13 protein-coding genes are annotated in these 22,043 nt (G+C 44.8%); 7 read left to right on the top strand and 6 right to left on the bottom strand.

The features are described from left to right. Positions 1-109 precede the first annotated feature (109 nt). A complete protein-coding gene (locus tag F6K46_RS14855) occupies positions 110-5,953 on the top strand; it encodes a tetratricopeptide repeat protein (protein WP_293062309.1) in 5,844 nt (1,947 codons plus the stop codon). On the opposite strand, the gene F6K46_RS14860 is transcribed toward F6K46_RS14855, so the two are convergent. Further along, on the bottom strand, positions 5,859-6,077 hold the full coding sequence (locus F6K46_RS14860) for a hypothetical protein (RefSeq protein ID WP_293062311.1): 219 nt from the start codon (positions 6,075-6,077) through the stop codon (positions 5,859-5,861). The genes F6K46_RS14855 and F6K46_RS14860 overlap by 95 nt on opposite strands. Here F6K46_RS14860 and F6K46_RS14865 point away from each other — a divergent pair. Then, on the top strand, positions 6,066-6,734 hold the full coding sequence (locus tag F6K46_RS14865) for an adenylate kinase (RefSeq protein ID WP_293062313.1): 669 nt from the start codon (positions 6,066-6,068) through the stop codon (positions 6,732-6,734). The two genes, F6K46_RS14860 and F6K46_RS14865, sit on opposite strands and share 12 nt — an antisense overlap. On the opposite strand, the gene F6K46_RS14870 is transcribed toward F6K46_RS14865, so the two are convergent. Next, positions 6,715-6,849, bottom strand: coding sequence for a hypothetical protein (locus F6K46_RS14870; RefSeq protein ID WP_293062315.1), 135 nt, complete (start codon positions 6,847-6,849; stop codon positions 6,715-6,717). The genes F6K46_RS14865 and F6K46_RS14870 overlap by 20 nt on opposite strands. Before the next feature lie 140 nt (positions 6,850-6,989). On the opposite strand from F6K46_RS14870, the gene F6K46_RS14875 reads away from it, so the two are divergent. Beyond that, entirely contained in the window at positions 6,990-7,277 is a 288-nt protein-coding gene (locus F6K46_RS14875; protein ID WP_293062317.1) for a hypothetical protein, read from the top strand. Positions 7,278-7,608: 331 nt separating this feature from the next. Here F6K46_RS14875 and F6K46_RS14880 read toward each other — a convergent pair whose 3' ends face one another. Then, complete coding sequence (locus tag F6K46_RS14880) at positions 7,609-9,699, bottom strand: heavy metal translocating P-type ATPase (protein WP_293062319.1); 2,091 nt, start codon at positions 9,697-9,699, stop codon at positions 7,609-7,611. A gap of 139 nt (positions 9,700-9,838) precedes the next feature. Here F6K46_RS14880 and F6K46_RS14885 point away from each other — a divergent pair, with 139 nt between their 5' ends. Further along, the gene (locus F6K46_RS14885; RefSeq protein WP_293053676.1) at positions 9,839-9,988 is read left to right on the top strand and encodes a hypothetical protein; all 150 of its coding nucleotides are present in this window, start codon (positions 9,839-9,841) and stop codon (positions 9,986-9,988) included. On the opposite strand, the gene F6K46_RS14890 is transcribed toward F6K46_RS14885, so the two are convergent. The 3 genes from F6K46_RS14890 to F6K46_RS14900 all read right to left on the bottom strand — a co-directional run bounded on the left by F6K46_RS14890 (position 9,962) and on the right by F6K46_RS14900 (position 15,820). Then, positions 9,962-13,189, bottom strand: a complete 3,228-nt coding sequence (locus F6K46_RS14890) for an efflux RND transporter permease subunit (RefSeq protein WP_293053674.1) — start codon at positions 13,187-13,189, stop codon at positions 9,962-9,964. The two genes, F6K46_RS14885 and F6K46_RS14890, sit on opposite strands and share 27 nt — an antisense overlap. 54 nt (positions 13,190-13,243) lie before the next feature. Next, positions 13,244-14,839, bottom strand: coding sequence for an efflux RND transporter periplasmic adaptor subunit (locus F6K46_RS14895; RefSeq protein ID WP_293053672.1), 1,596 nt, complete (start codon positions 14,837-14,839; stop codon positions 13,244-13,246). 555 nt (positions 14,840-15,394) lie between these two features. Continuing rightward, entirely contained in the window at positions 15,395-15,820 is a 426-nt protein-coding gene (locus F6K46_RS14900) for a hypothetical protein (protein ID WP_293053670.1), read from the bottom strand. 1,392 nt (positions 15,821-17,212) lie between these two features. Here F6K46_RS14900 and F6K46_RS14905 point away from each other — a divergent pair. Genes F6K46_RS14905 through F6K46_RS14915 form a run of 3 tightly spaced genes read left to right on the top strand, consistent with a single transcriptional unit; the run spans position 17,213 to position 22,015 of the window. Further along, the gene (locus F6K46_RS14905) at positions 17,213-17,551 is read left to right on the top strand and encodes a hypothetical protein (protein ID WP_293053669.1); all 339 of its coding nucleotides are present in this window, start codon (positions 17,213-17,215) and stop codon (positions 17,549-17,551) included. Positions 17,552-17,584: 33 nt separating this feature from the next. After that, on the top strand, positions 17,585-17,809 hold the full coding sequence (locus F6K46_RS14910; RefSeq protein WP_293053668.1) for a hypothetical protein: 225 nt from the start codon (positions 17,585-17,587) through the stop codon (positions 17,807-17,809). A gap of 45 nt (positions 17,810-17,854) precedes the next feature. Further along, a complete protein-coding gene (locus F6K46_RS14915) occupies positions 17,855-22,015 on the top strand; it encodes a CHAT domain-containing protein (RefSeq protein ID WP_293053667.1) in 4,161 nt (1,386 codons plus the stop codon). Positions 22,016-22,043 lie beyond the last annotated feature (28 nt).

Genomic DNA, 22,043 nt, shown 5'->3' on the forward strand with positions numbered 1-22,043 from the left:
CCCTCCCAAACTCCCCATCTCCCCATCTCCCCATCTCCCCATCTCCCCATCTCCCCATCTCCCCATCTCCCCATCTCCCCATCTTCCCTCTCTCACTCAATACTCACCCATGAAAACAGCCCCTGATCCATTGACTCCCGCTGACCATAATGAGCTGGATAGCTTAGTCACGACTCTCGCACTATCTAGTGGCACCACCATTATTTTTGCGATCGCTCCCGAAAGTGGTCCCAACCATCCGGTGGTGGAGCAGTTTAAATCTGTTGTTAATCAAGAAGCCTTGAGTGAGGAAGGGTTTCAGGTTAGCAACTTTTTCTACAGTCAGGATTCTTTAATTAATTTTCTCTACGGTCTCAATCCCCTCGATCAAGGTACCTCTGTCAACACTCCTGCTGACAGTCGTCCTCTAATCATGGCCTTCGGGATTGAGCAGTTGGACACACCTCGTCGCATCAATGAGCTAAAACGACTGAATGTCGGTAGAGAATCCCTGTTTGAGCGAGACATGGTATTGATGTTTTGGCTCAATAAACCCCAATTTTTGGATGAGTTTCGCCTCCGGGCTCCGGATTTCTGGGATTGGCGGGAGCAGATTGTGGAATTTCAAACCCATCCCCCCCTGGAACCGTTATTCTATCCCTATCTGGAGTGGTTAATTGCCCAGAATTCTTATCTCAAGTTTAGTGGCGTGATGCAGGTGCAGCGCCAAGTCGATATTTTTCTGGATCAGGTCTATATTTCCCTCAAGGCTGAACGTCAGAAGCTGGTGGTTGATACCTCCGATGCTAGGCATTTATCTAAAGCTAATTTATCTAGGACGTGTTTTCAAAGTTTTCCGCAAGATTATGATCCCCCCCAGCCCCCCTTATTAAGGGGGGAGCCATACTCAAAGTCCCCCTTTTTTAAGGGGGATAATGGGGGATCTCCGAGTTTGAAGACACGCCCTAGCCCTTCGATTCGGGTAGATCAGTTGGAAAGGATAACTCAGGATATCGATAGTTCTAGCAGTACTAAAACTATTCCGGAAAAGGTTGATTTAGCGAAAGCCATACAGGATAGTCAGTATAGCGTGATTTTGGGAGACCCTGGTGCTGGGAAAACCACCCTTCTGAAATATCTAGCGCTCCATTTTGCCACCGCTCAACGGGATCACCAGGAAACAGTATTGGCAGGGGAAGCTAACGAGGATTTGGGGCAAACTCGCTTACCGGTTTTCTTTCGGATTGCTGACTATGCGGAACGGTTGGCAACCCAATCGGACTTGAGCTTGCAACAGTTTCTTAGGGAATTCTCTGAGCAGTGGCAAAGTGAATTTACAAATAAGACTGATAACGAACTGAGCAATAGCCCCCTAAATCCCCCAATTCTGGGGGACTTTGAGACTATTTCCCCCCAAGATTGGGGGGTTAGGGCGTGTTTTCAAAGTTTTCCGCAAGATTTAGATCCCCCCCAGCCCCCCGCGCGGAAGGGGGAGCCATTCTCAAAGTCCCCCTTTTTTAAGGGGGATTTAGGGGGATCTCCGAGTTTGAAGACACGCCCTAGGGGGGCACAACCAAGTCAACTTTGTAGATCCGATAATACTACAACCATTTTTGAGCATTTAATTCACAAACTTTATAGTGGGATGTGTCTGGTGCTGTTGGATGGCTTAGATGAAGTATTTAATCAGGATATACGCCAACAGATAGTTAAGCAAATTGAAGACTTTGTTAACGAATTCCACAATAACAAGTTTGTGATTACTAGCCGGATTGCTGGCTATCGGGAGGTTAAATTAAGCGAACGCTTTTCCCATTTCACCATTACTGAGATGGAACCGGAACAGGTGGAGCGGTTTTTGGACCGATGGTGTCTAGCGGTAGAGAAAGCTCAAAGACCGGATGCTAGTCAGCACTATTGGCAGCAGGAAGCGGATCATCAAAGTCGGGAACTGAAGGAGGCGATCGCAGCCAGTGAGGGAGTCAAGCGTATGACTGGCAATCCCTTATTGTTAACGATTTTGGCATTAATTCACCGCAATGGTTCTCGCTTGCCCAATCAACGGGTAAAACTCTATGAATTAGCGGTCCAGACCTTGACCGAAGATTGGCAATTGAGCAAAAAATTGCCTGGTGTTGAGACCGTAGTGCTAAAAGAAAGTCAGGTGATGGAACTTTTGGCTCCCTTGGCTTACTGGATGCATAAAGAGAAACCCTCGGGATTAGTCAGTGAAGCAGAAGTTAGGGAAAAACTAGCCGAAATCCATGGGGAGTCGAATGGTGAGGACCCGGATTCCCAGAGCGTGCAGTGGCAAATTAATGATTTTTTGCGCAGGGTCAGGGAAACAACCGGTTTGTTTGTGGAACGTGCCCCTGGTAGTTATGGGTTTATGCATCTGACCTTTGAAGAATATTTTGCCGCTCGGGATATTGCGGATCATGATGTTAGTGAGATTCTCGATAGTATTAATCAGCATCGATATGAAGCCCGTTGGCATGAACCAATTTTGTTAGCCTTAGGGTATTTGGGGAATGAGAATCCCAGACGGATTAATAAGTTAGTTACAAAGTTGTTTAAACCCTTAGATGACTATGATCCTAGGATTGACCATGGCGAAATTAAGATTAGAAAAACATCATCAAAGAGTGTTGCTGATTCTGGGTATAATTTTGCCCCCCTAGCCCCCCAATTTTGGGGGGAACAAAACTCTCAAAGTCCCCCAAAGTTGGGGGATTTAGGGGGCTTGACCAACACCAAACAATCGCGCATTCATACTTCAATTCAGCAACGCCCATCAAAGGATGTGGTTTTAGTTTGGCCAGTCTTAGGGGAAGATTCAACCGTTTCATATCAGGAATCGCCATCGGTATTGCAGGATTTACTGTTTGCAGGTAAAGTTTTGGCGGATGTTGATGTCAACAGCAAGATTCGATCCACGGTGATTCAGCAGTTAGTCTGGACTTGCTTGGGGTTAGATGAAGACTTTTACAATGAAACGATTAAGGAATTGTTGACCAGATTACGGGAGATTGAAAGGTTTAATCAGAAGGATGAAGTAATTAAGTTCCTCCAAGAAGCGGCTAATACTATAAAGCTAAGTGAAGAGCAATGGGTAAAGACTCAGTTAGCAAGTTTATACGTAGCTTGTGGTCAAGCTGGAGAAACCTTAGTTAGTGCTGTAAATAAATTTGTTCAACAGCTAGTTCAACAGCCAGAGCTTAGGCTATTTGCTAATCTGATCGATTTGGTGACAGAACTAGGGGAAGAGATGACCCCAGCTCTGGAAGCAACCAGACAATATCCGATTCCGGATCAGGGAAATCAACAAGGGATAGAATTTGTCACAGCACTGTCTTACCTTCGTCCAGATAACTATGATCATGCGATTGGGATTTTAGAGGAGATTAACCAACAGCCAGATAGTCCGCTCAAGGGTTACATTGCTTGGGCAATAGCTACCTGTTACCGGAAAAAGCAGGACTATGATAAAGCGATCGCATTGTACCAAGACAGCGTTGAAATCAATCAGCAGTTGGCTAACCAAAAGAATCTAGCCAATTTGTGGTCCTGGCTAGGTGATTGTTATCGAGACTGGGGCAAATATCAGCAAGCGGTCGATTGTCAACTCAAAACCTTAGCCATCCGTCAACAGCTTGATGACCAAACAGGTGTAGCAAGTGCCTACTTTGAGCTAGGTTACATTTATCAAGGTTGGGGTAAGTATTCCGAAGCGATCGCATACTACCAACAAAGCCGTGACCTCTATGATCAGTTGGATAAACAAAAGAATGTAGCCAATCAGTGGTCTTGGCTAGCTGATTGTTATAAAAACTGGGGTAAATATCAGCAAGCGGTGGATTGTCAACTCCAAACCTTAGCTATTTGTCAGCAGCTTGATGAGACACCAGCAATAGCATTAGCTTACTATCAACTAGGTAGAATTTATCAAGATTGGGGCAAATATAATCAAGCAATCGCATACCACCAACAAAGCCGTGACCTATATCAGCAGTTAGATAAACAGAAAGATGTCGCCGATTCATGGTATTGGCTAGCTGCTTGTTATCGAGACTGGGGCAACTATCAGCAAGCTGTTGATTGTGAACTCAAAGACTTAGCCATCCGTCAGCAGCTTGATCAGCAATCAGATATAGCATTAGCCTACTATCACCTCGGTAGAATTTATCAAACTTGGGGTAAGTATGACCAAGCGATTCGATACCACCAACAAAGCCGTGACCTTTATCAGCAGTTGGATAACCAAAAGAATGTTGCCAATCAGTGGTCCTGGCTGGCTGCTTGTTATCGAAACTGGGGTAAATATCAGCAAGCTCTCAATTGTGAACTCAAAGACTTAGCCATCCGTGAACAGCTTGATGACCAACCAAATATTGCTGATGCCTACTATCAACTAGGTTACATTTATCAAGGTTGGGGTAAGTATGAAGATGCGATACTATACTACCAACAAAGCCGTGAGCTTTATCAGCATTTGGATAAACAAAAGAATGTCGCCAATCAGTGGTATTGGCTAGCTGATTGTTATCGAAACTGGGGCAAATATCAGCAAGCTCTCGATTGTGAACTCAAAGATTTAGCCATCCGTCAGCAGCTTGATGACCAACCAAGAATAGCATTTGCCTACTTTAACCTAGGCTACATTTATCAATGTTGGGATAAGTATGATCAAGCGAGACAATACTACCAACAAAGCCGTGACCTTTATCAGCAGTTGGGTCAAGAAGAAATAGTAGCCAGTTTGTCGTCGTTGGTGGCTAATTGTTATCGACTATCCGGTAAATATCAGCAAGCAGTCGATTGTCAACTTCAAGACTTAGCTATCCGCCAACAGATTGATGATAAACCAAGGATAGCATCAGCCTACTATCAGCTCGGTAGAATCTATGAATCTTGGGGTAAGTATGATCAAGCGATCGTATACTACCAACAAAGCCTTGAACTCTATAACCAGTTGGATTTACAGAAAGATGTTGCCAGTTTGTGGTATTTGCTAGCTGATTGTTATCGAAACTGGGGCAAATATCAGCAAGCTGTTGATTATCAGCTCAAAACCTTAGCCATCCGTCAGCAGCTTGATGATCAACCAAATATTGCTGATGCCTACTATCAGCTCGGTAGAATTTATCAAGATTGGGGCAAGTATGATCAAGCGATTTCATACCACCAACAAAGCCGTGAGCTTTATCACCAGTTGGATTTACAAATAGATGTCGCAGATTCGTGGTATTGGCTAGCTAATTGTTACCGAGAATTAGGTGATTACACCAAAGCCATTGACTATTACCAGCAAAGCCTAAATCTCCATCAACAACTTGGTCAAAATGAATATATTGCTAATCGGTATCGAAAAATTGGTAACAGCCAACGCCTCCTAGCCAGAAATACTCCAGACACAACCGAAGCCCTCCACTTACTCAGCCAAGGGGAGCAAAGTATTCGTCAAGCCATGGAAATTAGTCAAGCCAACGACTACAAAGCCAACCTAGCCTACAACTATAGCGCTCTTAGCTTACTTTATTCAGAACGCTTGCGCCGATTACCCTCCAACCACCCTACTCTACCAGAACAGATTGAGCAATTTGAAAGCAACTACACTATCGGCTTAAGGTTACTTTCAGAACTTGGACAACATGTCAATAGGGCGGAAGAAATTCTAGATATCTCCCGGGCTTACCTAGAGGTGAATGTCTTAGAAAACCTTGACCGAGCGGAAGCGTTAGCCCGGGAATCCCTACAAGTCTTCTTAGACTACAACCGTCGAAAACTAGAAGCCTCTGCTCGCCAGCTCTTAGGGGAAATTTACTTGCGTCGTGTTGAGGGTAATCAAGCGAATGCTAAAGCCATGGCTTACCAATTTTTTACTGAAAGTTTAGAACTTTACCGGAGCTTAGATATTCAGAGAAAAGTGATAGAATTGGAGCAACAGTTAATAGGAGTAGGGAGTAGGGAGTAGGGAGTAGGGAGTAGGGAATCGGGAACAGGGAATCGGGAATCGGGAATCGGGAGTAGTAATAATATTTGACTATTTCAGTACTACGGCGGTTTGCATAACTATCAGGTACACATTGTTTATCCACTTCCGACTTCCGACTTCCCTGTTCCCTCTTATCTCTTCCCTGTTCCCTGTTCCCTGTTCCCTCTTATCTCTTCCCTACTCCCTACTCCCTACTCCCTACTCCCTACTCCCTACTCCCTGTTCCCTAACTATGAATAGAGTTGCAGTATTTGGCAATGCTGGCGCTGGCAAATCGACCCTCAGCAAACGTTTAGCCGAAATAACTGGATTACCCCTGGTACACCTCGATTCCATGAAATATAGACCGGGCGGTGTTGAGGTGCCCCATGCCGAGTTTAAAGCTGCCCATGATCACCTCTTGCAACAGGAGCAATGGATCGTTGATGGATTTGTCTCACTCGATACGGTGTGGCAACGGCTAGATGTAGCCGATACCCTGGTCTATCTGGATATGGCTGTGCTGCGACATTACTGGTGGGTCACAAAGCGATTTGTTAAAGGTCTTTGGGTGCCACCGGAAGGCTGGCCTGAAAATAGTCCCCTAGTAAAAGGCACACTGAATTCCTATAACACGGTCTGGCTGTGTCATAAAAAGCTAACGCCCAAATACCGGACTTATGTGGAAGCGGCTAAAGCAACAAAGCAGGTTTACCATTTGCGATCGCCCCAAGAGGTAAAGCATTTTTTGCAAACTATGGTTACAGAATTTGAAAGGTAATTAGTCGGACAAAAGTAAAATTAACTGTTGAAATAGGGAGCAGGGAGCAGGGAGCAGGGAGCAGGTAAGACAGAAGAGGCAAGAGCCAATAGTCAAACAATTCTGTGTACCTCATGAGTCCTAGAAACGCTATATACATATTCAATTCTCCCTTATTTGCAACACCCGACTGCCATTAAGAATCGCTAATAGCCTTGTTGTTACCCCCTCAGCTAAAATTGAAATAGCGACTTAATATGAGCAGGAGATGGGGTCATGATTTATGAAGTTATCCTCAGTAGAGAAAACGATAAATATATTGCTCGTGCCAAAGAATGGCCCGAAGTCATGGTTGTAGAAAATAGCCGTGATGCTGCCATCAATCAGCTTAAAGCTCAACTACTTGACTATCTAACTAATCAGGTTGAAGTTGTTGAAGTTGACATTCCCCTACTAGGGAAGACAGGAAATCCTTGGCTGGATAAATTTGGATGCTTTAAGGATGACCCGACCTTTGACAATCTACAGGCTGAAATTGCTGCCTATCGGCAAGAAATCGATTAAGAGATGGGGCACCTGGCAGAGCAACCCTAATCACACGTAATCCAAAAGACTTTGAGCGTGTCATAGGTTTAACCCTCGAAGACTGGTCAGTAATGTATAGCGTTGATTGCATGTATGAGGTAAAATTATCAACTTCAAAGTCCCCCTTTTTAAGGGGGATTTAGGGGGATCCCTTTGTACCTCATGGGAAACAGAATTGCTATAGATTAGTACTTTTGAGTAATCAATGTCGCACCAACTAACTTCACCGTTATATCATTTAATCTTCTATAGCGGTTTTTATTTTAATGAGGTACACAAAATTTTTACCATCTTACCTATTGCCTACTCCCTACGAGCTACTCCCTGCTCCCTGCTCCCTTATCTGCAATACCCGACTAGCATTAAGAATCGCTAACAGAGCCACTCCCATATCGGCAAATACAGCTTCCCAGAGAGTTGCTACCCCCATCGCACCCAGGGCAATAAAGACGACTTTCACTCCCAAAGCAATAATAATATTTTGCCAAACAATACCTAGGGTTCGGCGGGCGATGGCGATCGCTTCTGCTACTTTAGAGGGAGCATCGGTCATAATTACCACGTCGGCGGTTTCGATAGCAGCATCTGAGCCTAATCCCCCCATAGCTATGCCCACATCAGCACGAGCAATTACTGGTGCGTCGTTGATGCCATCTCCCACAAATGCGGTTTTATGGTTAGTTTGGTTTACTGCTGTGAGGATTTTCTCTAAAGCATTCACCTTATCCTCTGGTAAGAGTTCCGCTTGAAAATCATCTATCCCTAGCCTTCGAGCGATAGTATTAGCTATGGTTTGACTGTCTCCTGTCAGCATCACAGTTTTAATCTGCTGTTGGTGCAGTGCTTGGATGGCATTGATGGCATCTTCTTTGAGTTCATCGGCAATTAAGATACGCCCACTGTATTCACCATCCACCGCTAAGTGAGCTACCGTACTATCAGCCACACAGACATCATGGGAAATCCCCTCTCGATGGAGTAAGCGATCGTTTCCTGCGATGACAACTTTTCCATCAATTTGGGCGCGCATACCGTGTCCCGCAATTTCTTGATAATTGTCAACCTTAGAAGTATCAATCGGTTTGCCATGAGCTTGTCGAATCGATTGGGCGACGGGATGATTTGACCCAGATTCTACATGAGCAGCTAATTCTAGTAATTGCTCTTGACTCAAACCATTGTGGGTAATAATATCGGTGACTCGAAAGTTTCCTTGAGTAAGGGTGCCAGTTTTATCAAAGACGACGGTTTTCACCTGAGTTAAAGCATCTAAAAACGTAGAACCTTTAATCAAAATACCGCGCTTGGCTGCCCCTCCAATACCGCCAAAATAGCCCAGAGGAATACTAATGACCAATCCACAGGGACAGGAAATCACCAACAGCACCAAGGCTCGATAAGTCCAGGTACTGGCGCTTGCTCCCGAAATTAGCAAAGGTGGTAACAGGGCAATTGCTAGGGAAAGAAAAACGACAACGGGAGTATAGTAGCGGGCAAAGCGAGTAATAAACTTTTCCGTGTCGGCTTTTTTGCTTCTGGCGTTTTCCACCAAGTCCAAAATTCTGGCAATGGAAGACTCGTCAAAGGGCTTAGTAACGCGAATGGTTAGCCCTCCAGACTGGTTAATCATCCCTGCTAAGACCAGATCTCCTGTTAGAACAGTACGGGGCACTGATTCTCCTGTGAGTGCAGACGTATCCAGTTGGGAACGTCCCTCAATAATCTCACCGTCCAGGGGAACTTTCTCCCCAGGGCGTACGCGAATCATTTCCCCAACAGCAACTTGATCAGGGGAAACGGTTTTTATCTCGCCGTTAACTAGCAGATTAGCAGTATCGGGACGCACTTCCAGCAAGGCTCGAATCGAACGACGCGATCGCCCCACCGCAGACCCCTGTACCAATTCCCCCAGCTGGTAAAACAACATCACCCCCACTGCTTCTGGTAGTTCGTGAATAGCGATCGCGCCTATGGTGGCAATGGTCATCAAAAAGTTTTCGTCAAAAATCCGACCCCGCAGGATATTTCGCCCCGCAGTGGTTAGCACTCCCCAACCACAGAGTAAGTAAGCAGGAATCAAAATGGCATATTCAGCTATGCCAAAAGGAGTCTGATGTAAACTATCTTGAAAAATCAGTCCGATTAACAACAGGGGAGTAGCGATCGCGACCGCTCTTAACTCGCGCCACAAGTTAAATTCATTCTTTCCTTGACTGTTTCCGCAGCAGTCATCATGGGTTGTCACCTCCTTTCCTTGACTGTTTCCGCAGCAGTCATCATGGGTTGTCACCTCCTTTTGTTGACTGTTCCCGCAGCAGTCATCATGGGTTGTCACCTCAGCAACCGCTTCAATGCAATGCCCAGAGTTGCAGCAGTCTTGATGATGATGGAGTTGTGCCATAGCAATACCTAACTGTGAACATCTCCTGAATATCTGAAAGACTATTCAGATGAAAGATTATTCAAATTATATAGTAAGTAGCTGTGCAAAATAAATTATTTACAGCATTTTTTCAGTAATATGAGGTACACAATATTTTTTGCCTCTTGCCTCTTGCCTCTTGCCTCTTGCCTCTTGCCTCTTGCCTCTTGCCTCTTGCCTCTTGCCTCTTGCCTCTTGCCTCTTGCCTCTTGCCTCTTGCCTCTTGCCTCTTGCCTCTTGCCTATCTCTTATTGGGCGTCAACTGTAAATACAAACAAGGAATCACCAGCAACGCACTCAAGGTTGAGGCACATAAACCGAAGATAATTGCCATACACAAAGGAAACCAAATGGGATCACTTAGTGCTAAAGGAATCAAACCAACCATGGTGGTAATACTGGTGGTGAGTACCGGGCGCAGTCGGTCAGAAGCACCATGAGCTGCAGCTTGTCGCACTTTCATTCCACTTGAGCGATGGTTGTTCATGGTTTCTACGATAACGATGGAATCATTAACTACAATTCCCACTAGAGAAATAATCCCAATTATGGCAGGAAACGAAAGGGGTATCCCGAGCAAAGAGAAACCACTAAAGGTGCCAATCAAAGCAAAGGGGATAGAGAGCATAATAATGAAAGGCTGGGTGAAAGAGCCAAATTGCAGCACCAGTACCGAAAAAACTAAGAAAAGTGATACATAGGACATGTTAACTGCGGAACCAAAGGTCTCACTTTGAGTTGCAGCCTCTCCGCCAAATTTGTAATCATAACCTGGGGACCATGTTTTCTTCATTTGCTCTAATTTTGGCTGTAACTCTGCCAAAATCTCTCCAGACGTGCGACCTTTAGCTTTAGAATAAACAGTAACTGTGCGTTCGGTATCTGTATGGGTAATCGATAGGGGAGCCATGCTCTGCTCAATATCCAATATCGCCTCTCCCGATATTGCTCCGTGGTCTGATGAAAACAGTTGAATCATTCTCAACTCATCACGACGAGTCGGACCACCTACAGCGCCATTGCGGGAGGGCCACGCAGTACTCAGACGAATTTCTAAGTCGTCTTTTCCTGCTCTAATGGCAGAGTCTGTAATCTCGTTATCGGTCATAATGTAGCGTCCCTGCAGGGCTAGGTCATTTTCACTGATGCCATAAAAATCCATAGCTTCCCGTTTGGGTCGAAGTTTGATATCGTTGCGCAAGTCTCCCAAGCCATCACGGACATCTTCGGTCCCATCAATCTGGCGCAGTGCTAATTGGACTTCACCGGAAATCTGCCGCAGTGTGTTCATGTCATTGCCTTTTAGCTCAATGGCAATGGGGTCTCCGCCTTCACCAGTACCAGGAACATTTATGACTAGGGATGCTCCAGGATAATTACGGATCGCCTGATTCAGTTCTGTTCGCAAGTCATCTATATAGTCATAGGAGAACTGGTCGCGCTCGTTTTTTTTGGTAAATAGTGCTGAGAAACCTAGTAAATAGTTATCCTGTGTGGGCTTAAGACCACTCTCTGCCACTAAAGCACTTTTTTGACCAACTAATTTGGTGACACTTTCAAAATAATCCTTGGAACGCAAAATTTCTCCTAAATCATCTGCCACTTGTTGAGACTTTGCCAAGGTGGCTGTGGGGGGTAATTCCACATTGATACTGATAGGCCGGGTGTCAGCATCAGGAAAAAGCGTTCCTGGTAATTGCGCAACCGCAACCAAAGAGGTCATAAAAAGAACTACAGTGCCGACAATCCAAGCACCAGCTATTGCTCGGTTACGTACTGTAAACTTGAGACTCCAGTTTTTAAACCATTCAGAGGCGGATTCGGTTAATTTATCAATGCGGGTTTTTTTAATCCCGCCTTTGACATTACCTAACACAAAGCGAGACAAGGGTATATCGATTAATAAAGCGATCGCATAACTTAGCAACAGACAGATAATTGCTGTGATCGGCATCAAGCGTATAAACTTGCCCATCGTGCCACTAATTACCAGCAGGGGTGCCATAGCTAGAATAGTTGTCATCTGACCGGAAAAGGCTGGTGCTGCATAGGTTCTCACAGTCTTAAGGGCTGCCTGATTAAAGGTTAACCCTTCCACAAACAGTCCATCATGCATCCCCTCCATCATTAAGATGAATACATCCACCAGCAATCCTAGTGCTATGACCATCCCATATAAGATCATATTGTTGAGGGTGTACCCACCAAGCCAGAGCAGAAATATAGCTCCGAGAAAGGTTAAAGGAATCGATAACCCAGCAATTATGGCTTCTCGCCAGGTCAGGGCAATGAACAAGATGATAAAAACACCAACCACTGCCTGAATCACATTAATGATCAGGTTATTCTGCTCATCGTGAATCTGTTCGTCCTGCCTGTAGGTAATCCGATAATCCATCCCAAAAGGCCAGACATTGAGGTCTTGCTTGAGAGACTCCAGTTCTTCTAAGGTTTTTTCGATGACGTTAATTGAGTCAGACCCTGGTACTTTCACTACATCCATGCTGACGGTGGGTTCAAACTCAGAACCCCGCCAACTAATGAAAGCACGAGTCTTTTCCCTTTCCAAATCCCGACGTACTAAGGCAACTTCATCTAGGCGCACTACCCTACCATAACTACCACCCAAACGAGTGATAGGCAAGCTACGTAAATCTTCCAAGGTACGAAACCTACCGTACAATCGCACCTGGGCTCCAATCTGTTCATTTTCAATCTGGTCCCAGGGCATATCCTGGTTAGCAACTCTGAGGCGGTCACTTACTGTGGTTGGGGAAATCCCCAAAGTAATCATGCGGCTGGGGATAAGTTGGACATTGATAACTTCTTTCCGTTGTCCTGCTACATTAACCTCCCGTACACCCGAGACTTTTTCGAGTCTTTCTTGAATATCTTCCGCCGCCCGACTGAACACCGCCGGATCGAGATTACCATATAAAGCAATCGAGAAAATTGGGACATCTTGGGCAGAGATTTGCTCTATATTTGGTTGATTAGCCTCTGAATTAATCTCTGGTTCAGCATCATCGACTTTTTGCCGCAGCAGTGCCATCGACTCCTGAACATTGGCATTCGCTTGAAATTCCACTGATATCTGGGAGAAACCGTTGAAAGAAGCACTCTCAACTTTCTTCAATCCCTTTAGGGATTTGAGTTCTTTTTCAATTTTATCTGTGACTTGAGTTTCTATGGTTTCTGGGTCAGCCCCTGGCCAACTAGTAGTCACTATCGCCATGGGAATTTCCACATCTGGATCGGCTTCTTTGACCATCGACTGATAACCCATCAATCCACCCAAGGTTAGCAAAACGATCAAGAGAATACCAAATACTGTTTTCAGGAAAAAGAATTTAGCTAAACCTGAGGCTCGGTTAACATCAGGCACATCATGGCCATTATGCCCATTATGATGTATTTTATCCTGTAAACCCTCAGGTTTAGGGTTGGATGAAACCAGCTTACTACTCATCAATTACCTACCAAAGGAAAACGTCATCTGACCAATTACAAACTTTCCAAATTGCTAGTCAATCACTTCAACTGGTGTGCCATCAACTAAGCGATTTAGTCCTTCTGTGACCACTAAGTCGCCAACTTCAACACCACTTGAAATTTCTTGCATAGAAATCCCCCTAATCCCCGCTGTTACCGGACGCAGTTTGACGACTTTTTCTTGTTGATTTACAACAAATACATAGGGTTTCTGGTCTCGGTAGACAATTGCATTAAGAGGAACACTTAGGGCTGTGGGGTTTTCTGCCACAGCGATCCAAAGAGAAACTCGCTCCCCATCCAGTACATTCTTACTTCCTTGGTACAGGCGGATGGTCACGTTTACAGAACGCTCACCAGGGTTAACCGAAGGACTGACTGAAAAAATTGTGCCTCGGGCTTTAGCAAGGCGAAACAATTCCTGTTGGGTCATGCCTCTACTAGAGGCAGTACTCATGTCTTGATCTAACACCACATAAGCTGATTGACCCGGTTGCACCAATGGGCCATAAAAAGTGGGTAGTTCGACAATAACTTCATAAGCGCTAGGGTCATTGACAATGATAGGCACTGAATCGACTACAGTCTGATAATCACCAGTGTTTAAACTGTTTAAAATTTGGGTTGTCCAGAAGTCTCCCTCTCGGATATTAAGGTGGGCTACAATGCCATCAAAGGGTGCTACAATCTCCGTATCTTCTAAACTAATGGTAGAGCGAGTTTGCCCAGCCTTGGCTGAAGAAATCTGGGCTTGAGTAGCAGTTAATTGTGACTGGGCAGATGTTAACTGACTTTCAGCGGCTTTGACATTGCTCAAGGCAGCATTAACTTCAGCTTGTGCTGCTCTGACTTGGGATTGAGCATCCTCGGCTCTATTTCTGTAGACATCAACATCACTCTCTGAGATTACACCGGCATCGAAAAGTTCTAGACGGCGTTTGAATTCAGATATCGCTAAATCAAAATCATTTTTTGCTGCTTCAAACTGGGCTTGGGCGCTGATTACTTGTGATTTGGTTTGTTCTACATTTGCTTGAGCTTGAGACAAGTTGGCTTGTGCTGTTACCCGTTGGGTTTGAGCTTCAGCAGTTTGGGCTTGAGCTTGTGCCAGATCTGCTCGCAGTCTGCGGTCATCTAATTTTGCTAGTAATTCACCCTTTTTGACAAAATCTCCCTCTCGCAGATCCCGTCCATTAACTTTTTTGAGATAGGTGATAGTTCCTGAGGTTTGGAAGGTCAGGTGTTTGCCTCGCACTGCTGAAACGAAGCCATTGCCAAAAACTAACTGTTGCAGTGGATAAATTTTGACTGGGGTGGCTCGTACAGGTAACCGGTTAGGTTCAGCTGGGGCTGCTGTGATGGTGTTTTGTGATACCTCAGGATTAGGTTGGAACTGTTTGAAAGCGATCGCACCCAATGCTAGAATACCGATACCGAGCAGAAGAAAAGGCCACATCGGTCGCTTTTTGCGGGAGGGATGGGCGGGGGTATTGGTTGCTTCCCTGGCAGCTTCCGTTTCTAGTTCGGGTAATGAGTCTTGTGGTTGCTGTTCAACTCCTTGATCAATATCTTCCTGAATTGGTTGAGGTGAGGACAAGTGCTTTTGAGGCAAAGGATTTGATTTCATTGTTTATTTCCTGTAGCGTCAAGTATTAAGGACTTTTGGGTAGCTTAGTATAGGGAGATCGCCTGTCACCAAGGAGTCTGTTTCTATAGAAATGCCACAGGCGCGCATCATAAGAAGGAGATATCTACCATATATCAGTTAGAGCAACCCTGCCATAAACCCGTGGTATAGCATTCTCTGAAGTTTTGTCAAGTATACAGCTTCAAAACCTCTGTTGAAATCGGGATAAGTACTAAAACCGAGGGATAAGATTATTTTATTAAGGGAGTAGGGAGTAGGGAGTAGGGAGTAGGGAGTAGGGAGTAGGAGCGGTTATCCCTCTATAGGCTTTCAGCTATACGCCAGACGGGATAAATTAATGGCTGCATTTAAATTTTGGTTAATTTGTAAACAAATTACCAATCATAAATTAACCCCACCAGTGTTTTAAACCAGTGGGGTTTGCTGAGGATTAATTGAAACTAATTACAACGATTCAATTCCTTGATTCAAAAGGTTAATTCTGAGGATTTGATAGCTGAATGCTTACGTTCACCAGACTAAAAAATACCATCACTAATTCGGCTCTTTGCAAATAATGTATTGATGTTGGTGGTCAGTGAAATAGCTCCACATGCGGCGCATGTCGTTAGTCGAAGTATTAAACTTAATATCGATGTCATTCACTCCAGTGACATACCAGTGTGACCATGAACCATTGAACCAACGAATTTTATAGGCAACAACATCACCCTTCAAATTCTTATTGTCGATCTCAGTATTGAGTCCTTTATCCCATCCTTGAGCTTTGCCTTTTGGTAGTAGAGGCGATTTGTCCGATCCTACCAATCTACAAACTGCTTGAGTGCGAAGTTCATGGTGGATGCAGTCACGTCGACGACAGTTATTAGCTGCAAAGGACGGCTCGCCTGGCAACATGGTTATTGCTGTAAGAACCAAATAATTGAAACCGATCAAGAAACTCTGTTTTAGCTTACTCATGATTCTAGTTTGCTCTTTACTTAAATTAGTAACTAACGGATGCAAATCGGGTGAAAAATATCACCAACGCTTAACTATTATCTTTGCTAGTCTTTGCTAGCACTATTTTGGTTTGGAAAAATTCCTTAACAAGTCAGATCATCTAAACATCAAGGGGCTCAAATCAATTAATTCTAAAATCTAGAGCCTCTTAATAAGCAAGCACCATGATCTGACCCATCCAAGCCAACTAGTCTAAGCCTGGATGTAACTAATGATAAAAATCGCTACGAACTTAAGCAGCGCTCTCTCAAAATAGAGTTTATTGTTGATTATTATCCCCAGAGGGGGTCTTTTCTTTGACGGCTTTAGGTTGGCAACTATGACAACAATGAACTAGTTAACGTTGATGACTGATTTATTTTCCAACAATACTATTACATATAAATCAGTACTCATTGAGCTAGGAAAAGTAAACTTTACTCAATCTTTAATTTAATAAAGTTTTGATGAAAAATATTTTGATAAGAGATAATTCAGTCAATATATAGCGTTTCTCGCAGTTATGAAGATAAAAGAGTTGTAAGTATTCAACCGGACATGATATGACGGCTGACAGCTGACGGCTGAATGCTTACGCCGAAGTCTCTGGTTAACGGTCAACGGTCAACGGTCAACCACAAACCAAACCGGGTACTGACTTCTATCACAGGAGTACTTATTTACCGCTAACTAGTACTTGTTTCTCACATACCAGTACTCGTTTATCGTTAACCAGTACTGGTGTATAACAAACGGGTACCTATGTATAACAAACGGGTACCCGTTTCTCACATACTAGTACTCGTTTCTCACATACCAGTACTGGTGTATAACAAACGGGTACCCGTTTCTCGTTAACGAGTACCCGTTTCTCACTAACGAGTACTAGTTTCTCATATACCAGTACTCGTTTCTCAGTAACTAGTACTTGTTGCTAATAAAATAGTACTTATGTATTAAAAAAAGGCACCTGTTTGTTCTTAACGAGTACTATTTTCTCACATGCCAGTACAGTTTGCTGTTTTATCAGTGCTATAGCAAAGGGAGTAGGGAGTAGGGAGTAGGGAGTAGCTTACAAGGGATTGTTTTCCCGATTCCCGTTCCCCTCCTGGGAGGGGTTAGGGGTGGGTTCCGATTCCCGATGCCCTCCTGGGAGGGGTTAGGGGTGGGTTCCGATTCCCGATGCCCTTGCCCATAGCGCTATATCAATAAATTCACTGAACGCCTCAAAAAAATTCTATCAATTACTCCCAGTTTTTATGAGGATTTTTCTGATTACATTGCTAGTTTTTTTGGAGCACTATAGTTGATGTAAGCTTAACTATGGCAAGATAATCTATGGCTCGACTCAAGCGAAGTTCAAGAAAATTGATGAATGCAGAACGGCGACTTGCTAGTCTTAAATCTATTAACGCTAGGCTCGATTTAGGCAATGGTATGACAATTCAAGAGTTGGAAGCTTCTATCCAATCTGTGAGAGAAAAATTAGAAACTTATAACACTATCCTCTCAACTGTTGATGCGGCCTATAATAATCTTTTAGAAGCAGAAGAGGTATTGACAGACATCAGTGAGAAAATGCTATTGGCCGTTGCTGTTAAGTATGGCAAAAACAGCTTTGAATACGAAATGGCAGGGGGTGTGCGTAAAAGTGAGCGCAAACGACGGATTCGTCGAACTATTGACAGTGCTGAATCAGAGCTAAACTAGACTTCTTACAAAAGTCGGAAGGAACAGGGAACTTTGACTACAACAGCTTTCGGTGCTTTCATCAATATCCTAACTTTAATGGGTAGTGCTATAGCCTTTATCGCAGTTGTGAGGTACAGATTATTTTTTCCCTGTTCCCTCTTTCCTTTTCCCTGTTCCCTCTTTCCTCTTCTCTGCTCCCTGCTCCCTGCTCCCTACTCCCTAAAAACCAGAAATTTGTACTTCACAAGTCGTAGAATTGCTATATTTAAGAAATAATAATAATTGATCGCTGCAGCTATTGCTTAACACCTGCTTTGCCCCATGGATGAAGAACGCTTCCAAGCCTATCTCAGTCTGATTCAAGAGCTGCTGAGTTGTACCAGTGGCAAGCAACCAGAGGTTTTGAACTCCCACCAGGATTTGGTAGATGGGGGGTTGGTGCAGATGATGCAACAGGTGGCGGAGTGGTTGGCAAAGGAGGGCAATAAAGATAATGCTGAATTTTTAACTAATGTTGCCGGTCAGCTAGCTAAGACCCTGGGATTGTCATCAACAAGTCCTACCTCTTCGCAATTGCCCACTGCCGACTCACAATTTAACTTCCTGAGGGAGGTATTGCGGGCAACTGCAAAAAGCAACGGTAACCCGCAAGTGGTTTACCCCCTACTGCAAACAAACCTAGATCACATAGATGATAACTTGGCGCTGCTGTTGCGAGACTGGGCAAAGGCGAAACTGACAGAAGTAGAACCAAAACAAGCCCAAAGTATCGCAGCAGAGATTGTCAATTTCAGTAATTTGATTCAGCAGTTTCCCCTAGGCAGTAGAGCGACTAACTTAGAGATTGCCATTACTGGCTATGAGGTGGTTGGCACTGTTTTTACCCGTGAGGCTTTTCCTGTTGATTGGGCAATGACTCAAAATAATCTGGCAATTGCCTACTGTCAGAGAATTAGGGGAGAGAAGGAAGACAACCTCGAAGTAGCCATCACAGCTTACCAAGCAGCTTTGCAAGTGCGCACCCGTGAGGCTTTTCCGCAAAATTGGGCAATGACTCAAAATAATCTGGCAATTGCCTACCGTCACAGAATCAGGGGAGAGAAAGCAGACAACCTCGAAGCAGCCATCACAGCTTTCCAAGGGGCTTTGCAAGTACTCACCCGTGAGGCTTTTCCCCAACAGTGGGCAAGCACTCAAATTAATCTGGGAAATGCCTACAGTGACAGAATCAGGGGTCAGAAGGCAGACAACCTCGAAGCTGCCATCAATGCTTACCAAGGGGCTTTGCAAGTACTCACCTGTGAGGCTTTTCCTGTTGATTGGGCAACCACTCAAAATAATCTGGGAAATGCCTACAGTGACAGAATCAGGGGTCAGAAGGCAGACAACCTCGAAGCTGCCATCACAGCTTTCCAAGCAGCTTTGCAAGTGCGCACCCGTGAGGCTTTTCCTGTTGATTGGGCAACCACTCAAAATAATCTGGCTGCTGCCTACTTATATAGAATCAGGGGACAGAAAGCAGACAACCTCGAAGCTGCCATCACAGCTTTCCAAGCGGCTTTGCAAGTGCGCACCCGTGAGGCTTTTCCCCAACAGTGGGCACAGACTCAAAATAATCTGGGAAATGCCTACAGTAACAGAATCAGGGGTCAGAAGGCAGACAACCTCGAAGCTGCCATCAAGGCTTACCAAGCAGCTTTGCAAGTACTCACCCGTGAGGCGTTTCCCCAAGAGTGGGCAAGCACTCAAAATAATCTGGCAGTTGCCTACAGTGACAGAATCAGGGGACAGAAAGCAGACAACCTCGAAGCTGCCATCACAGCTTACCAAGCAGCTTTCCAAGTGCGCACCCGTGAGGCTTTTCCTGTTGATTGGGCAATGACTCAAAATAATCTGGCAAATGCCTACCGTAACAGAATCAGGGGACAGGAAGCAGACAACCTCGAAGCAGCCATCAAGGCTTTCCAAGGGGCTTTGCAAGTGTACACCCGTGAGGCTTTTCCCCAAGAGTGGGCACAGACTCAAAATAATCTGGCAAATGCCTACTTATATAGAATCAGGGGACAGGAAGCAGACAACCTCGAAGCAGCCATCACAGCTTACCAAGCAGCTTTGCAAGTGTACACCCGTGAGGCTTTTCCCCAAGAGTGGACAATGACTCAAAATAATCTGGCAGTTGCCTACCGTGACAGAATCAGGGGTCAGAAGGCAGACAACCTCGAAGCTGCCATCAAGGCTTGCCAAGCAGCTTTGCAAGTGTACACCCGTGAGGCTTTTCCCCAAGAGTGGGCAGGTACTCAAAATAATCTGGCAAGTGCCTACCTTGCCAGAATCAGGGGTCAGAAGGCAGACAACCTCGAAGCAGCCATCAAGGCTTGCCAAGCAGCTTTGCAAGTGTACACCCGTGAGGCTTTTCCCCAAGAGTGGGCAATGACTCAAAATAATCTGGCAAGTGCCTACCTTGCCAGAATCAGCGGAGAGAAGGCAGACAACCTCGAAGCAGCCATCAAGGCTTACCAAGGGGCTTTGCAAGTGCGCACCCGTGAGGGTTTTCCCCAAGATTGGGCAATGACTCAAAATAATCTGGCAATTGCCTACAGTAACAGAATCAGGGGTCAGAAGGCAGACAACCTCGAAGCTGCCATCAAGGCTTACCAAGCTGCTTTACAAGTTCGCACCCGTGAGGCTTTTCCCCAAAACCATGCCGAAACCTTATTTAATCTTGGGCTTGTCTACCAAGATACCCAACAGTTAACCAAGGCCTATAATGCTTTTGCTGAGGCTATCGAAACAGTAGAGTCCCTGCGTGGTGAGATTGTCTTTAGTTCTGGCATCGAAGCAGACAAACAAAAACTAGCTGAAAAATACAATCAAGTCTACAGCAGCATGGTTGAAGTCTGCCTGGAACTCAACAAACCCACCGAAGCAATTGAATATGCTGAACGTAGCAAAGGCAGAAACCTAGTAGAACTCTTAGCTAACAAAAACCTATATCCTAAACGCGATCGCTACCCCAACCCAGAGGTTCACCAAGCTCACTGTCAGCAACTCGACCAACTGCGACGGGAAATCCCAGTAATACAGCGAGAGTTAGAGATATTAACAAGAAATCGGGAGTCAGAGGAGAAATACCGGGAAACTATCAAGACAAAGCAGCAAAGGTTAAACCGCTTAAAACATGAGCAGGATAACTTACTCAAGGAAATCAACCAACTAGATCTTAGTTTTCAATTCACCCAACAGGTTGAACCCATTCCCTTTAGTGATATCCAAACCCTGATTGATGACCACACTGCTATTATTCAGTGGTATATCACAGATAATCAGATTCTCACCTTTACCATCACCCGTCAAAATCAGCACCCACAGGTTAGGCAGTCTTCTTATGAAGACTGGCAAGCCCTAATTGATTTGACTAATGAGTATTTGGCTACTTACTACCAGAAAAAAGACCAGTGGAAGAGTAAGCTAGATCAGCTACTAAACCGATTAGCCCAGATTCTACATATTGAGGAAATTCTCCCTGAACTCCCCCAAGAGTGCGACCAGTTGATTCTTATTCCCCATCGCTGGTTGCACTTGTTCCCCCTTCATGCTTTGCCCATCGAGAATAGGGAGCAACAGGCAAACAACAGTGAGCAAAATACCCACACTAACAATGGTTACTTACTTGACCTTGCCCGGTTCCCCAAAGGAGTTCGATATGCTCCCAGTTGCCAATTACTGCAACTGAGTCAAAACCAAGAGCGTCCCGATTTCAGTAAACTCTTTGCTATCCAAGACCCGACTAACGACCTATACTACACCGACTTAGAGATTAACAACATTCTCCCATTATTCCCCTCTTCCCAAGTCTTACCCAAGCAGGCTGCAACCGAAGCTGCTGTTAAGACCAGTCAAGAGATGTCACTATCCCACTGTAATCATTTTTCTTGTCATGGTCAGTTCAATCCAATATCACCCCAAGAATCAGCACTGATTTTAGCCAAAGATGAAAGTCCAGAAGATGGACGCCTTACTGTAGCGGAAATCTTTGGACTAAGTCTCAATCAATGCCGCCTTGTCACCCTCTCTGCTTGTGAAACAGGCATGACTGCAGTTTTCGGTAGTACTTATGATGAGTACAGCAGCGATGAATACATTAGTTTGCCCAGTGGTTTCCTCTATGCAGGTAGTCCCAGCGTTGTCAGTGACCTCTGGATAGTGAATGACTTTGCCACTGCTTTCCTAATGATTAAATTTTATCAAAACCTAAGTCAGTTTCCTACCAGAGAAACCGGTGCAGTTGCCGTTGCCCTCAACCAAGCTCAAATATGGCTGCGGGATGTTAGGAAAGAAGCATTAGAAGAGTGGACAAACCATCTCTCCCTAACTCCCACTCAGGAAGATGACTTGTTTGATTGGTTTGAGGATGAGGGAACAAAAGAACAGCCTTTCCAATCACCTTATTACTGGGCTGCCTTTTGTGCCATCGGTCAATAAAGCTCACTCCAGAATATATCTACTAATT

Source organism: Moorena sp. SIO3E8 (genome assembly GCF_010692445.1).
Lineage (GTDB): Bacteria > Cyanobacteriota > Cyanobacteriia > Cyanobacteriales > Coleofasciculaceae > Moorena > Moorena bouillonii.